The following is a 14,609-nucleotide window of genomic DNA, read 5'->3' as shown; positions in this document are numbered from 1 at the left end:
CGGACTACCGAAGTGATACTGGCATTTCCGCGAACTCGAGGGCTATTGCGGCACGTGCGATCCCTCACACTCATTCCTGTGACAGGCACGGGGAAGAGGGAGGTTGGTGAGGCCCCCACGTCAAACAACGGCTTCCGAAATATCGGAGCTTGGCACGGGGCCCGCCATTTCCAGGATTTCAGGCCGTTCAAGAACAGAGCCTATGTCATCCACTTGCGATGTTCGGCGAAATGCTCGACCAGAAGGTCGATGAGCAGGCGCACCTTTGTCGGCAGATGGCTCCGGTTCGGATAGATGGCGTTGATGCTGAATTCGACGGCCCTGTAGCCGGGCATCATGCGAACCAGCTTTCCTGCGGCGAGATCCTCGAAGACCACGAAGCTCGGAGCAAGGAAGATCCCTTGCGCGTTCAAGGTCAGATGACGCAGGGTTTCGGCGCTGTTCGAGACGACATTGCCGCCGATCTTGACGCTTTCCTGCTCACCGTCCGGCCGCTGGAAGCGCCATTCGTCGCCATAGGGATAATAGGCGTATTGCAGGCAGTTGTGGGCGGCGACGTCGGCTAAGCTTTCCGGCATCGGATGGTTTTCCAGATAGGCGGGCGAACAGCAAAGAATGTGCCGCCATGGCGTCAGCCTCTTGACGACTAGCGTCGAATCCGGCGGTGGAACCGTGCGGATCGCGAGATCGTAGCCGTCTTCGATCATGTCGATCATGCGTTCGCCGATGTCGAGATCGAGCGAAACCGAGGGATAGAGCGCCAGATATTCGCTGATCGCGGGCATCAGAAAACGGATGATATGCGTGCTGGTATAAAGCCGGAGTGTGCCGCGCGGAGTCGAGCTCAAGGCACCCGCCGCGCGGTCCGCTTCCTCGAGATCGGCAAGAATCTGCACGGACCGCTCGTAGTAATATTTGCCGGTTTCCGTGAGGCTCACCTTGCGCGTCGTGCGGTTCAAAAGCCTGACGCCAAGGCGATCCTCCAAGGATTGCACATGATTGCCGACCATAGTGACCGACATGTTGAGGCGGCGCGCGGCCGCAGAAAAACCGCCGCATTCCACGACGCGGCCAAACACTGTGATGCTTGTCAGCCGATCCATATTGCCCTCGGATTATCCGCTGAGAGTTGATGATCCTTCCCGATTTAAGCACATTATCAGAATGAATGTCCCGGGGCATTCTCCTTCCCATCGAATACGGCCGCACGCAGCGGCCCCATGAAGGAGAAGGACAATGGTTGAGTTGCCGCGCAAGGAAGCCTTTGAGGCGGTTGAGCACACTGAAATCGCCCCGGTTGCCGAAGCCCCGAAAGCTCCGGTCAACGAGGCGCCGCCGGTTGGCGAAGCGCGGGCTGCGGAAGCTCCCAGGAAGACGGGGCGCAAGATCGTCAAGCGGAGCATCATGGCCGCAGCACTTCTTGCCGGCGTCGTCTTCGGTGCCGATTTCGGCCATCGCTACTGGACAGTCGGTCGTTTCATCGAGTCCACCGACGATGCCTATGTGAAGTCGGATTACACGACGATTGCTCCGAAGGTCTCCGGCTACATCGCCGATGTGCTGGTCAACGACAACGATACCGTCAAAGCCGGCCAGGTGCTCGCCCGCATCGATGATCGCGACTACCAGGCCGCCCTCTCCCAGGCGAAGGCTGATGTAAAGGCCGCAGAAGCAGCCATCACCAATCTCGACGCCCAGATCGCCCTGCAGCAGTCGATCATCGGACAGGCCAAGGCGACGATCGCTGCATCGCAGGCTTCGCTCACCTTTGCGCAATCGGATGCGGCCCGCTCGCAACGGCTGATCAGCAATGGCGCAGGAACACAGTCCCGTGCCGAGCAGAGCCAGTCGCTTCGCGACCAAGCGGCGGCGGCACTCCAGCGGGACCAGGCGGCACTCGTCGCCGCCGAAAAGAAGGTTCCGGTCCTTGAGACGCAGCGCGACCAGGCGATTGCGCAGCGTGAGCGCGCCGCCGCTGCCGCGCATCAGGCTGAGCTGAACCTCTCCTATACTCAGATCATAGCGCCGGTCGACGGCACCGTCGGCGCGCGCAGCCTTCGCGTCGGCCAGTTCGTGACGTCCGGCACACAGCTCATGGCGGTCGTGCCGCTGCATTCGGTCTATGTCGTCGCCAACTTCAAGGAAACCCAGCTCACCGATATCCGTCCGGGCCAACCGGTCGAGATCAAGGTGGACAGCTTTCCGGATGTGGCCATCAAGGGCCATGTCGATAGCCTTTCACCCGCAAGCGGGCTCGAATTCTCGCTGCTGCCGCCCGACAACGCCACCGGCAACTTCACGAAGATCGTCCAGCGCGTTCCGGTGAAGATCGTCATCGATGACGAGCGCCTCAGCGGTCTCTTACGTTCCGGCATGTCGGTTGTACCGGAGGTCGATACCAAGGCTGCCGCCACCTCCGAGGCTTCGCACGAAGGATTATCCAGTCACGCTGGATGATCCTTCCCTCCTTTCCGCAATTATCAGCCGCACCCGGTCATGAGACCATTTTCTGGACAGCCAGAAGGAGAGACGTCATGGCTACGCCTCAGATTGCAGCAAACAGCAATTCGGCCGCACGGCCCAGCGCTACAGCCGACAAGCCCGCCGTTGCTATGAGCCCGCTTCGGATGTGGTGCGCCGTCGTCGGCTCCACGCTTGGCGCGTTCATGGCGATCCTGAACATCCAGATCGTCAATGCCTCGCTTGCCGACATTCAGGGCGCCATCGGCGCGGGCACCGATGACGGCGGCTGGATCTCGACCTCCTACCTGATCGCCGAGATCGTCGTGATCCCGTTGACCGGCTGGCTCGCCAGGGTCTTCTCGGTCCGCACCTACCTGCTCGTGAACGCGATCCTCTTTCTTCTCTTCTCGGTTGCCTGTGCTTTTGCCGCCAACCTGCAGCAGATGATCATCCTGCGCGCCATCCAGGGCTTTTCCGGCGGCGTGCTGATCCCGATGGCCTTCACCATCATCATCACATTGCTGCCCAAGCCCAAGCAGCCGGTCGGCCTTGCGCTCTTTGCCCTTTCGGCAACATTTGCCCCCGCGATCGGCCCGACGATCGGTGGCTACCTGACCGAGAACTGGGGCTGGGAATATATCTTCTACGTCAACCTGGTCCCGGGCGGGATCATGGTCGCCATGCTGTGGGCGTCGCTGGACCGCGCGCCGATGAACCTTGGCCTGCTTGCCAAGGGCGACTGGCCCGGCATCGTCACCATGGCGATCGGCCTGGCAGCGCTGCAGACCGTATTGGAAGAGGGCAACAAGGAGGACTGGTTCGGTTCCGAGTTCATCGTTCGCCTCACGATCATTGCAGCGGTCTCACTGACGCTGTTCCTGATCATCGAGCTGAAGACCGCCCATCCGCTCCTGAACCTGCGCCTGCTCCTCCGCCGCAACTTCGGTTTCGGCATCGTCGCGAATTTCCTGCTTGGGATTGCGCTCTATGGTTCGGTCTTCGTGCTGCCGATCTATCTGAGCCGTATCCAGGGCTATAATTCCGAACAGATCGGCATGGTGCTTGCCTGGACCGGTCTTCCGCAATTGCTGTTGATCCCGCTGGTGCCGCGCCTGATGAAGCGCTTCGACGTCCGTATCCTGATTGTCATCGGCTTTGCCCTCTTTGCCGTCAGCAATTTCATGAACGTGGAGATGACCGGCGACTATGCCAGCGATCAGCTCTTCTGGCCGAATATCGTGCGCGCCGTTGGCCAGGCCCTGGTCTTCACGCCGCTCTCGGCAATTGCGACCGCAGGCATCGAACAGGAAAATGCGGGGTCCGCTTCAGCCCTCTTCAACATGATGCGCAATCTCGGCGGCGCCGTCGGTATCGCAATGCTGCAAACCTTCCTGACGAAGCGTGAGCAGTTCCATTCGAACATCCTCACCAATTCGGTCTCCGTCTTCGAGGAAGCCACCCGCGACCGCATCGCCCGCATGACCGCCTATTTCATGAGCCACGGCGTCAGCGACCAGGCGGTTGCGACCCACAAGGCTGTTGTCGCGATCGCACTCAAGGTGCGCAAGCAGGCCAACATCATGGCCTTCAGCGACACCTTCTATCTGCTCGGCGTCGCGCTGGTCATCGCTCTCATCGCCACGCTGCTCCTGAAGAAGCCCGGCCATCTGTCCGGCGGCGGTGCTCACTAGGAACAAGAGGAGAAAATGAGATGAGATCCGCGGGCGAAATGAGATTTGCCGGGGACAAGACGGAAAAACCTGTCCGCAGGGGCATCGACGCCGGCGCAATCCTTGGACTGATAGAATGGCTCTCCAGTGATGAATGCCACGCCCTGGACGAGCCCGGACTGCTCAGCTGCCTCGGCCGTCGTCTTCAGGCGCTTGGCCTGCCAATCGATCGGCTGACGCTCCATCTCACGACGCTGCATCCGGAATTCATCGGACGCACCGTCGCCTGGGCGCCGGGCGAGCCGGTGGAGATCCACGACCGCGAACACGGCGCAAGGCCTGCCTTTGCAAACAGTCCGTTCCGCAAGGTAATGGAAACACGGGAGCTGTTGATCGTCGGTCCCGGTGATACGGGACACGGCAGCTGGCAGAATATCGATGTCTATGCGGGACGATCGCTGGTCGAATTGCTCATCGCGCCGCTTTGCAATGCCGACGGCGCAATCGGCGCGGCTGCTTTCTGCACCAGGCGTCCCGGAGGCTTCGCCGACTCGGAACGCCAGCTGATCGAGCGGATCCTGCCGTCGCTCCGCAATGCCTGCGAACTGCGAGTCCTGCGGCACGCCGAGCTCAGCCTGCTTGACACTTACATCGGACCCGTGACCGCGCAGCGCATCCTGGCAGGCCGCATCCGTCAAGGAGAGATCGAATCCATGGAGGCCGCCCTGCTTCTCTGCGATCTCAGGGGCTTCACCGAACTGTCCAACCGGCTGCCGGGAAGCGACGTGCTGAAGCTCCTGAACGCCTATTTCGACAAGGCCGTGCCTGCGATCACTCGCGAGGGCGGCGAGGTGCTGAAATTCATGGGTGATGCCGTGCTTGCCTTCTTTCCCGGCTTTGATGCCACGCAGGCATGCGCGTCTGCGCTCGCCGCCGCGCAATCCATACTGGACGAGATGAGGCACATCGATGTCGACGGCATTCGCCTGAAGGCTGGAATTGCGCTCCATTACGGTGAAGTGAACTACGGCAATATCGGTTCCGGGCGCCGGCTGGATTTCACTCTCATCGGCCGCGACGTCAATCTCCTGAGCCGCATCCAGACTGTCTGTAGCGAGGAAGGCATGGGGCTCCTGATGTCCGAACCGTTCCGGAAGCATGCCGGTTCTGTCGATGCGGTTTCCGTCGGTAAGCGCAGGCTCAAGGGTTTTGCGGAAGCGGTGGAACTTTTCGGCTTTCCCGCCATGTCAACGCCTGCCCCGCTGCAGACCGCGTGAGATATCCGATCTGATTTTCCCCTCTTGCAACCGACCGCGTCGGAATGCGATTTTGACAATGGCGCCAAGCAAGAGGAGTTTCCATGAAATCAGCGCGCGCAATCGTCTCAAGGGCAAGGTCGTCGATGTCGTCAAAGGGGCAACCACTGCCCATGTCCGCATCGACATCGGCAACGGTACGATCGTCACCGCTTCGATCACCAACGAGGCCGTAGACGAACTGGGACTCAAGGCCGGATCCGACGCCTATGCCGTCGTCAAGGCCTCGGATGTGATGGTCGCCGTCGACTAGCTTCCTGTTGCGGCGGCCGCGCGCTCGGATCCTTTTGCCTGAGGCTGATTACAGCTCATGCCGACGGTCGTGCGCCGCCGCCCTTCAGATCCTCGCGTGACAACGCAAGTTCGCGTGTGGCGCCGGCTTTGATCCTACTTGTTGGGCAAGCCGGCTTTTTCTGCGCGATCGTTGTACTTTCGTGGAGTGAGCCCGAAGCGGCACGCGTCTCCGAAGCAATCCTGAGCGGCAAGGAACCCGTTCACCTCACCGGCCGCAGGAACTCTGCCCCAGCTTTTTCGACCGAAGTCCTGATCTCGCATTCTCTGACATGGTCGTTGATGAGCCCCATGGCCTGCATGAACGCATAGATCGTGGTCGGCCCGACGAAGGACCACCCACGCCTTTTCAAATCTGCCGACAGCGCGATTGAAGCTGCGGAAGTCGAAGCAGGCTGTGGCTCGGCGCATTCTTCCGGCTTCGGCTCGAAGCGCCAGACGTAAGAGGCGAGCGAACCCTCCAGCTTGACAAGCTCTTGCGCGCGCTTTGCATTGTTGATGACGGCATTGATCTTGCCACGATGGCGTACGATTCCTTCGTCCTCCAAGAGTCGTTCGATGTCGGCATCGTTGAACTGCGCGATGAGATTGAAATCGAGCCATGAAAGGCGGACCTGAAGTTCTCGCGCTTGGCGAGGATCGTTCGCCAGCTCAAGCCCGATTGAAAGCCTTCAAGGCAGAGCTTTTCGAAGAGGCGAAAATCGTCGCAGACCGGAAAGCCCCACTCGGTATCATGGTAATGAAGGAAGTCGGGTGCCGCCGCGCACCAGCGGCAACGCAGTCGCCCGTCCTGCCCCAGAAAGGTCTCGGCCATTGATCATCCTTTCAGAAAAGCAAGTCGCTCATCAACGCGGCCTGGCGTGATTTCGTGGATTTCTGCGCTGACCACGCGCTCCGCCACGAAAGGATCTTCCTGCACCAGCGCATCAAGATCTTCCCGATCAATATTGTGGGCGAAGACTGTCCCGCCCACGTTCGGTTGGAGACTGCCCGCAAGAAGAAAGGTCCCGCTGTCAAAGCCTCTTTTGATCCAGGCATTGTGACCTTCCATGAACTGGGCGGCCTGGGTCCTGTTGTCCGAAAACCTGAGAAATACGATAAACATGAACTGCTCCATTCTGATCTTTAAAGGAGGGGAGGCGTCGCGGCGCTATACGCATCGACAAGGTTGTTCGGGGTCGGACTATGCGCGTTCAGTTTTGGAGCTTCCGGCTGCGATATCTCTCAGCCAGTCCTTCATCTGGTCTACCTCGCACTGGAGGAAGTCCGAATCCTGGAAGGCATTGAAAAGAGTCGCGGCGCCCTGGCTTCGAGAGAGAAGATGCATTGCAAGCGCATCCGCATCGACTTCCCGGCCGAGTGCGACAAACTGGCGGCGAAGCCACGTCCGAAACAGCATGAACAGCCTGCTGGCGTCCGATTGCGCTACATGGTTCAGCTTGGCAAGCTCGCTTGTCAGCGTGCCGATCGGACATCCATATCGTTTGATCTTGTCACCATTTACGATGAGAATATCGATGAAGCGACTGATCCGCTCCTCGGCGGTCTTGCCCTCCATTTCCCATCGGTCGAGCATCGCCTGCCGATCAGCCAGGCGCTTCTGGATCACCGCGTCCAGGATGTCGTCCTTGGTCTTGAAGTGGTGGTAGAAGTTGCCGCGTGAAATCTTCACGATTTCAGCGATGTCCGCAAAGGAAGTGTGCTCATATCCTCTGCGGTAGAAGAGATCATCCGCTACGCCGACAATCTCCTCGCGTGTCGCCCGATTTCCCATGGGCATTGCTTCCTTGTTGAATCTTTCAGCGTGTTTCTGGCCGCAGAGGCCTCTTTGCCATTGACCAGGATTTCCCCCAACGAGAACTAGGTCAATTGTCCTAATGAAAGGATTAGGGCAATCGTCCTAGTCTTGTCAACACTCCTATCTCTGCCATGATCAGCTGGCGATGCAGCAGTAGGCGCGCCATTTGCGGAGCCGGAGATGTCAAAAAAGTATCAGTTTTGTGAAGGAATCGTGGTGGCGAGCTCAGATTTCGCTCATTACACTGCACTTAAATAAGGAAGCCAAAGGGAGATTGGCTGCCGGTGCGTGAGGGCCGCACCGCCTGGAGGAGGCAGGAATGGAACCCGACTTGGAAGTCATTCAGATTAGGCCAGGCGAGTCCTTCGCGACGAAGGCGCATGGCTATCCCTATCACACGGTTCGTTGGCACTTCCATCCGGAATATGAGCTTCACCTGATCGTGGCGACCACGGGACGCTATTTTGTCGGGGACTTTATCGGAGAGTTCGCGCCCGGCAATCTCGTGCTGGCGGGGCCGAATCTCCCCCATAACTGGATCAGCGACGTCCCGAAGGATTCGAGTATATCCCTGCGGTGCCAGCTCATCCAGTTCAACGAGAGCTTCACCAGCGGCCTTATTAAGCTGTTTGCCGAGCTGAGTGCCTTCGAGCAGGTACTGGAGGCCTCACGCCGCGGCGTTCTCTTCAGCATGGAAACCAGCCGGCAGGTTGCCCCCCTTATGGCGGAAGTCATGGATGCCAAAGGCGCGCGCCGTATCGAGCTCTTCATGATGATTGTCGGATTGCTCAGCCGAGATCAGGACGCAAAGCCGCTTGCAAGCCCAAGCTATCTGCCTGATCCATCCGGCTATATGTCAGTCGGTATCAACAAGGCGCTCGCCTATATCAGGGAAAACCTGACCAAGTCCTTCGACGAAGCCGACCTCGCGGCCATTGCAGAGCAGTCGACCGGCGCCTTCTCGCGCGCCTTCCGTCGCCATACCGGCATGTCGTTGGTGCAATATGTGAAGCGCCTGCGTATCAATCTCGCCTGCCAGATCCTGATGAGCGACGAGCAGGCTTCGATCACCGATATCTGCTTCGAGGTCGGGTTCAACAATCTGTCCAATTTCAACCGGCAGTTCCTGGCGGAGAAGGGCATGACGCCCTCTCGCTTCCGGCGGCTGCTGGGTGACAACATCAGCGCGGCAAAGGCCGCATAGAACAAGGCACGAGGAACTGCAACGAGCAAGCAAACTGGAGCTGTCACACTCTTTTGTCGAAGGCCGCTCAGGAAGCCATAGGGAGAAGTAAAGGGAGGAACAACCACGGATACGTATAGAACGTGAGCGCCCAGCAGGCGGTTCGCGAAGGGGGACGTCTGTCCTCAAGGATGCAGGACAGACAATGCCGCTCCATCTGACGAAGCGGCGACAACAAAACAAGTTCGACCACCACACGATTTTTCAAAGGGAGGAGATGGACATGACGAAATTCTCAATGAAGGCGGCCGGCGCCGTTCTTGCTTTATCATTACTAGGCGGTACAAGCGCCTTCGCGCAAAACGCCGTTTCGGATGCGACGATCGCGTTTCTGATGCCCGACCAGGGTTCGACCCGCTATGAGGAGCACGACCATCCGGGCTTCGTCGCGGAGATGAAGAAGCTCTGCGCCTCGTGCAAGGTCATCTATCAGAACGCCGACGCCGACATCGCCAAACAGCAGCAGCAGTTCAATTCCGCCATCACCCAGGGCGCCAAGGTGATCGTGCTCGATCCGGTGGATTCGGCTGCAGCCGCCTCGCTCGTGCAGCTTGCCCAGAGCCAGGGGGTCAAGGTCATCGCCTATGACCGGCCGATTCCGAATGCGAAGGCGGATTTCTACGTCTCCTTTGACAATAAGGCGATCGGCAAGGCGATCGCGGAATCGCTCGTCAAGCATCTGAAGGACCAGAACGTACCGACCGATAGCGGCGGCGTCCTGCAGATCAACGGATCGCCGACGGACGCGGCCGCAGGGCTGATCAGGGACGGCATTCACGAAGGTCTGGCGACCGGCGGATACAAGACACTTGCCGAATTCGACACGCCGAACTGGCTGCCCTCGAATGCCCAGCAATGGGCGACCGGCCAGGTCACCCGCTTCGGCAAGCAGATCGTCGGCGTCGTTGCAGCCAATGACGGCACCGCCGGCGGCGCGATTGCTGCCTTCAAGGCGGCGGGCGTCGATCCGGTGCCGCCGGTAACCGGTAACGACGCGACGATTGCAGCATTGCAGCTCATCATCGCGGGCGATCAGTACAACACGATTTCGAAGCCGAGCGAGATCGTCGCCGCGGCAGCGGCCAATGTCGCCGTGAAGCTTTTAGGCGGAGAGACGCCGAAGGCCGAGATGACGCTCTACAATACCCCGGCGCAGCTCTTCGTCCCGGCGGTCGTGACGGCGGAAAACCTCAAGGCCGAGATCATCGACAAGAAGATCAACACGGCGGAGGAATTGTGCACCGGTCGCTATGCCGACGGCTGCAAGAAGCTCGGCATCATAAAGTGATCCACCAGGTAATGCGCGGTCGGTCCGAACCGGCCGCGCTTGCAGTTTGGGCTGCTTCTCGAAAGGCAAGTCGATGACTAGCATCTCTCCCATTTCCGAGTCTTCGCGTCAGCCCGTGCTTAGCTTGCGCGGTATATCGAAGAACTTCGGAGCCGTTTCGGCGCTGAGCGATATCGAGCTCGATGTCCATCCGGGCGAGGTCGTGGCGCTCGTGGGCGACAACGGCGCGGGGAAGTCGACACTGGTCAAGATCCTTGCCGGCGTGCACCAGCCCACGTTCGGAACGATCCTCTTCGAGGGCCAGCCGGTGAACCTGGCGAGCCCCAGCACCGCTCTTGATCTCGGTATTGCGACCGTCTTCCAGGATCTCGCGCTCTGCGAAAACCTTGATGTCGTCGCCAATATCTTCCTCGGCAAGGAACTCAATCCCCTCCAGCTCGACGAGGTCGCCATGGAGATCCGCGCCTGGAAGCTGCTGAACGAGCTTTCGGCGCGCATTCCGAGCGTCCGCGAGCCGGTCGCCTCGCTTTCGGGCGGGCAGCGTCAGACCGTCGCGATCGCACGCTCGCTGCTGCTCGAGCCCAAGCTGATCATGCTCGACGAGCCGACGGCAGCGCTCGGCGTCGCCCAGACGGCCGAGGTGCTGGATCTCATCGAGCGCGTGCGCGACCGTGGCCTCGGCGTCATCATGATCAGCCACAACATGGAGGATGTTCGCGCCGTCGCGGACCGCATCGTCGTGCTGCGGCTTGGCCGCAACAACGGCATCTTCCCGCCGGATGCCTCCAACGAACAGCTCGTCAGCGCCATCACCGGCGCATCCAACAATTCCGTCTCCCGCCGCGCAATGCGCCGCAGGTCGCAAGGCGAAGAGAACCGGGAGGGCAGGCCATGATGAAATCCTCAATCCAAAACGATCCCGCGGCTCCAACGCTCCTCGACCGGCGGGACGAAAGGGTGCGCCATGACGACACCCTCAGTGGCTCGATCCGTGCCTTCGGGGACCGCATCCGCTCCGGTGACCTCGGATCGTTGCCCGTCATCGTCGGCCTGCTGATCATCTGGACTGTGTTCCAGGCGCTCAATCCGGTATTCCTGTCCAGCAACAACCTCGTCAATATGCTGTTCGACTGCTCGACGGTTGGCGTCATCTCGCTCGGGATCGTCTGCATCCTGATGGTGGGCGAAATCGATCTTTCCGTTGGCTCGGTCAGCGGATTCGCCTCGGCGCTGCTCGGCGTCTTCTGGGTCAACCAGGGCTGGCCGGTGGCATTGGCAATTCTCGCGGCCATGGCGGTCGGAGCTTTCATTGGCACGATCTACGCGTTCCTCTTCAACCGTTTTGGGATGCCGAGCTTCGTTTCCACTCTGTCCGGACTGCTCGCGGTTCTCGGCCTGCAGCTCTATTTCCTGGGATCGACCGGCTCGATCAATCTTCCCTACGGCTCCTGGCTCGTCAATTTCGGGCAAATCATGGTCATGCCGGATCCCGTCGCCTATGTGCTCGCCGCAATCGCAGGTATTGCCTTTTTCCTGGCGGGCTACCGCACGGCGGCGCGCCGCAGGGTTGCCGGCCTCTCGTCGAAGTCGCTCGGCGGGCTGCTTCTGCGGGCTGCGATCCTGACCGTCGCGCTGGAGGCGGTGGTCTTCTATCTCAATCAGTCGCGCGGCATCCCCTGGATGTTCGGCCTTTTCGTCGGACTTGTCGTCGCCATGAACTATGCGCTGAAGCGGACAAAATGGGGCCGCTCCATGCAGGCAGTCGGCGGCAATCGCGAAGCGGCTCGCCGCTCCGGCATCAACGTGCCCCGTATCTATGCCAGCGCCTTCGTCATGTGCTCGCTGCTTGCGGCAACAGGCGGTGTGCTCTCGGCTGCACGTCTCGCCTCGTCAAGCCAGCAGGCCGGCACGGGCGACGTCAATCTCAACGCCATAGCGGCGGCGGTCATCGGCGGGACGAGCCTGTTCGGCGGGCGCGGCAGCGCCTACTCGGCCCTGCTCGGCATCATCGTGATCCAGTCGATCGCCAGCGGGCTGACGCTTCTCGATCTGTCGTCGTCGCTTCGATACATGATCACGGGCGCCGTTCTTGCGATCGCCGTCATCGTCGACTCCCTGGCACGCCGATCGCGGATTTCGCACGGCCGGGCCTAAACCCAAGCAGCAAACTAGAGGAAGAACATGAGGCAGGATCTGTCTGGAAAAGTCGCGGCCGTTACCGGGGCCGCGTCGGGTATCGGCCTGGAATGCGCAAGGACATTCCTGGCAGCGGGCGCCCGGGTCGTCCTGATCGACCGCAACGAGGAAGGCTTGAAGGAGATCTGCGCCGCGCTCGGGGCCGACGCCATCCCCCTGGTCGTCGATCTCACGGACGCCAGAAGCGTCGGGCGCATGATGCCGCAGATCCTCGAGAGGACCGGCCATCTGGATATCTTTCACGCCAATGCCGGCGCCTATATCGGCGGCGAGGTGCTCGACGGCGATCCCGACGCCTGGGACCGGATGCTCAACCTGAACGTCAACGCGGCATTCCGCTCCGTTCATGCCGTGCTGCCGCACATGGTGGAGCGAAAGACCGGCGACATCATCATGACCAGTTCGGTCGCCGGGATGATCCCGGTCGTTTGGGAGCCGATCTACACGGCCTCCAAGCATGCGGTTCAGGCTTTCGTCCACACACTTCGGCGGCAGGTTGCCAAGCACGGGCTGCGCGTCGGCGCCATCGCTCCCGGCCCCGTGATCACCGCCCTCCTCAGCGACTGGCCGCAGGAGAAATTGGACGAGGCGCGGGCGGCAGGCGCCCTCATGGAGGCGAACGACGTGGCCGAAGCGGTACTCTTCATGTTGACGCGCCCGCGCAACATCACGATCCGCGATCTCGTCATCCTGCCGCAGAGCATCGACATCTGACAGCGGCATGCCCGAGATTCCGCCATCGGCAGAACGGATATTCAAAGGAAACGGACATGATCTTCGACAGATTTCGGCTGAATGGGCAGGTGGCGCTTGTCACCGGCGGCACGCGCGGCATCGGGCTTGCGATCGCAAAGGCCTTGGGCGAGGCCGGAGCCAGGGTCGTCATCAGCGCGCGCACGCGCGTTGCCGAGGCGGAACAGCTGCTTTCCATGGCAGGGATCAATTGCGATTTCATCGCCGCAGACCTTACGAAGGAGCGTGCTGCCGACGAGCTCGTCACGGAAACCCTTGGCAGAACCGGCCGGCTGGATATCCTCGTCAACAATGCCGGTATCGCGATCCATGGCGACAGCGGCGAGTTCTCCGATGCCACCTGGCGCGAGATCATGACCATCAACCTCGACGCCGTCTTTCGCGGGTGCCGTGCAGCACTTGCACCCATGCGTCGTCAGGGCGGCGGCGTCATCCTCAATATCGGCTCAATGTCGGGCATTGTTTCCAACATTCCGCAGAACCAGGTCGCCTATAACAGCTCCAAGGCGGCGGTCCACATGATGACGAAGAGCCTCGCCAGCGAGGTTGCCGCCGAGAACATCCGCGTCAACGCCATTGCACCGGGCTATATCGAAACCGATCTGTCGCGCGGTGGCATTGCCAATCCAGACTGGTTCCCGATCTGGCGCACCATGACGCCGATGGGACGCGTCGGACAGCCGGAGGAGGTGGCCGGCGCCGCATTGTTCCTCTGCTCAGCCGCGGCGAGCTATATTACTGGCGAAGTGCTGGTGATAGACGGGGGCTATACGACGCGATGAGACGAGCGCCGCAGAACCGGATGAGATGGAGAACGACATGAAATTGAAAGACAAGATTGCCCTGATTACAGGAGGCGCCCGTGGCATAGGCCTCGGCTTCGCCGAAGCCTTCGTGAAGGAAGGCGCCAAGGTTGTTATCGCGGATATAGACATAGAGCGCGCCACCAAGTCCGCCGCGGCAATCGGCCCAGCCGTCAAGGCGATGAAGCTCGACGTGACCGACCTTGCCGCGATCGATGCGGTGGTCAAAGCCGTCGACGAGGAATTTGGCGGCATCGATATCCTGATCAACAATGCCGCCATCTTCGACATGGCGCCGATCAACGCGATCTCCGAAGAGAGCTACGAGCGGATCTTCTCCATCAATCTGAAGGGTCCGCTCTTCATGATGAAGGCCGTTTCGAACGTGATGATCGCGCGGGGCAGGGGTGGCAAGATCATCAACATGGCAAGCCAGGCGGGCCGGCGGGGCGAGGCATTGGTGACGCTCTACTGCGCCTCGAAGGCTGCCATCATTTCGGCAACGCAATCGGCAGCCCTTGCCCTCGTCAAATACGGCATCAATGTCAACGCCATTGCTCCCGGCGTGGTGGACGGCGAACATTGGGACCTCGTCGATGCGTATTTCGCCAAATGGGAAGGTCTGAAGCCGGGCGAGAAGAAGGCTGCGGTGGCCAAGTCCGTTCCGATCGGCCGCTTCGCGACCCCTGATGACATCAAGGGACTGGCCGTCTTTCTCGCGTCCGCCGACAGCGACTACATCCTGGCCCAGACCTATAATGTCGACGGCGGCAACTGGATGAGCTGAT

The 14,609-nt window shown here is 60.5% G+C and carries 14 protein-coding genes and 1 pseudogene; 11 read left to right on the top strand and 4 right to left on the bottom strand.

The features are described 5' to 3' along the window. Window positions 1-200: 200 nt before the first annotated feature. Window positions 201-1,103, bottom strand: coding sequence for a LysR family transcriptional regulator (locus AAE029_RS35075; protein ID WP_371077549.1), 903 nt, complete (start codon window positions 1,101-1,103; stop codon window positions 201-203). Window positions 1,104-1,236: 133 nt separating this feature from the next. Here AAE029_RS35075 and AAE029_RS35070 point away from each other — a divergent pair, with 133 nt between their 5' ends. The 4 genes from AAE029_RS35070 to AAE029_RS35055 all read left to right on the top strand — a co-directional run bounded on the left by AAE029_RS35070 (window position 1,237) and on the right by AAE029_RS35055 (window position 5,702). Further along, entirely contained in the window at window positions 1,237-2,457 is a 1,221-nt protein-coding gene (locus tag AAE029_RS35070; RefSeq protein ID WP_371077548.1) for an HlyD family secretion protein, read from the top strand. Window positions 2,458-2,534: 77 nt separating this feature from the next. Next, window positions 2,535-4,154 carry an MDR family MFS transporter gene (locus AAE029_RS35065; protein ID WP_371077547.1) on the top strand — a complete coding sequence of 540 codons (1,620 nt, stop codon included), beginning with the start codon at window positions 2,535-2,537 and terminating at the stop codon, window positions 4,152-4,154. A 38-nt stretch (window positions 4,155-4,192) separates the two neighbouring features. Beyond that, entirely contained in the window at window positions 4,193-5,410 is a 1,218-nt protein-coding gene (locus AAE029_RS35060) for an adenylate/guanylate cyclase domain-containing protein (RefSeq protein WP_371077553.1), read from the top strand. A gap of 58 nt (window positions 5,411-5,468) precedes the next feature. Next, window positions 5,469-5,702 carry a molybdopterin-binding protein gene (locus AAE029_RS35055; protein WP_371077546.1) on the top strand — a complete coding sequence of 78 codons (234 nt, stop codon included), beginning with the start codon at window positions 5,469-5,471 and terminating at the stop codon, window positions 5,700-5,702. 241 nt (window positions 5,703-5,943) lie between these two features. Here the strand turns inward: AAE029_RS35055 and AAE029_RS35050 are convergent. From AAE029_RS35050 to AAE029_RS35040, 3 genes and pseudogenes are all read right to left on the bottom strand, one after another. Then, window positions 5,944-6,554 (bottom strand): annotated as a pseudogene (locus AAE029_RS35050) (DNA-3-methyladenine glycosylase I). A 3-nt stretch (window positions 6,555-6,557) separates the two neighbouring features. Further along, window positions 6,558-6,845: a YciI family protein gene (locus AAE029_RS35045; protein WP_371077552.1), complete on the bottom strand. Its 288-nt coding sequence runs from the start codon at window positions 6,843-6,845 to the stop codon at window positions 6,558-6,560. Window positions 6,846-6,923: 78 nt separating this feature from the next. Then, a complete protein-coding gene (locus AAE029_RS35040) occupies window positions 6,924-7,514 on the bottom strand; it encodes a TetR/AcrR family transcriptional regulator (protein ID WP_371077545.1) in 591 nt (196 codons plus the stop codon). A gap of 343 nt (window positions 7,515-7,857) precedes the next feature. On the opposite strand from AAE029_RS35040, the gene AAE029_RS35035 reads away from it, so the two are divergent. From AAE029_RS35035 to AAE029_RS35005, 7 genes are all read left to right on the top strand, one after another. Continuing rightward, a complete protein-coding gene (locus AAE029_RS35035; RefSeq protein WP_371077544.1) occupies window positions 7,858-8,742 on the top strand; it encodes a helix-turn-helix domain-containing protein in 885 nt (294 codons plus the stop codon). Window positions 8,743-8,998: 256 nt separating this feature from the next. Continuing rightward, entirely contained in the window at window positions 8,999-10,069 is a 1,071-nt protein-coding gene (locus tag AAE029_RS35030; protein ID WP_371077543.1) for a sugar ABC transporter substrate-binding protein, read from the top strand. A 73-nt stretch (window positions 10,070-10,142) separates the two neighbouring features. Continuing rightward, window positions 10,143-10,964, top strand: a complete 822-nt coding sequence (locus AAE029_RS35025) for an ATP-binding cassette domain-containing protein (RefSeq protein WP_371077542.1) — start codon at window positions 10,143-10,145, stop codon at window positions 10,962-10,964. Continuing rightward, the gene (locus AAE029_RS35020) at window positions 10,964-12,223 is read left to right on the top strand and encodes a sugar ABC transporter permease (protein ID WP_371077551.1); all 1,260 of its coding nucleotides are present in this window, start codon (window positions 10,964-10,966) and stop codon (window positions 12,221-12,223) included. Before AAE029_RS35025 ends, AAE029_RS35020 begins: the two co-directional genes overlap by 1 nt. Before the next feature lie 27 nt (window positions 12,224-12,250). After that, window positions 12,251-12,979, top strand: coding sequence for an SDR family oxidoreductase (locus AAE029_RS35015; protein WP_371077541.1), 729 nt, complete (start codon window positions 12,251-12,253; stop codon window positions 12,977-12,979). Between the two features lie 56 nt (window positions 12,980-13,035). Continuing rightward, window positions 13,036-13,800: an SDR family NAD(P)-dependent oxidoreductase gene (locus AAE029_RS35010; protein WP_371077540.1), complete on the top strand. Its 765-nt coding sequence runs from the start codon at window positions 13,036-13,038 to the stop codon at window positions 13,798-13,800. Between the two features lie 37 nt (window positions 13,801-13,837). Beyond that, window positions 13,838-14,608, top strand: coding sequence for an L-iditol 2-dehydrogenase (locus tag AAE029_RS35005; RefSeq protein WP_371077539.1), 771 nt, complete (start codon window positions 13,838-13,840; stop codon window positions 14,606-14,608). Window position 14,609: the final 1 nt, after the last annotated feature.

Origin of the sequence: Sinorhizobium sp. CB7, assembly GCF_041357635.1 — a bacterium.
In the GTDB taxonomy this organism is placed as follows: domain Bacteria; phylum Pseudomonadota; class Alphaproteobacteria; order Rhizobiales; family Rhizobiaceae; genus Rhizobium.
The sequence above is the reverse complement of the archived record's forward strand: the minus strand, read 5'-3'. Positions and strand labels throughout refer to the sequence as shown.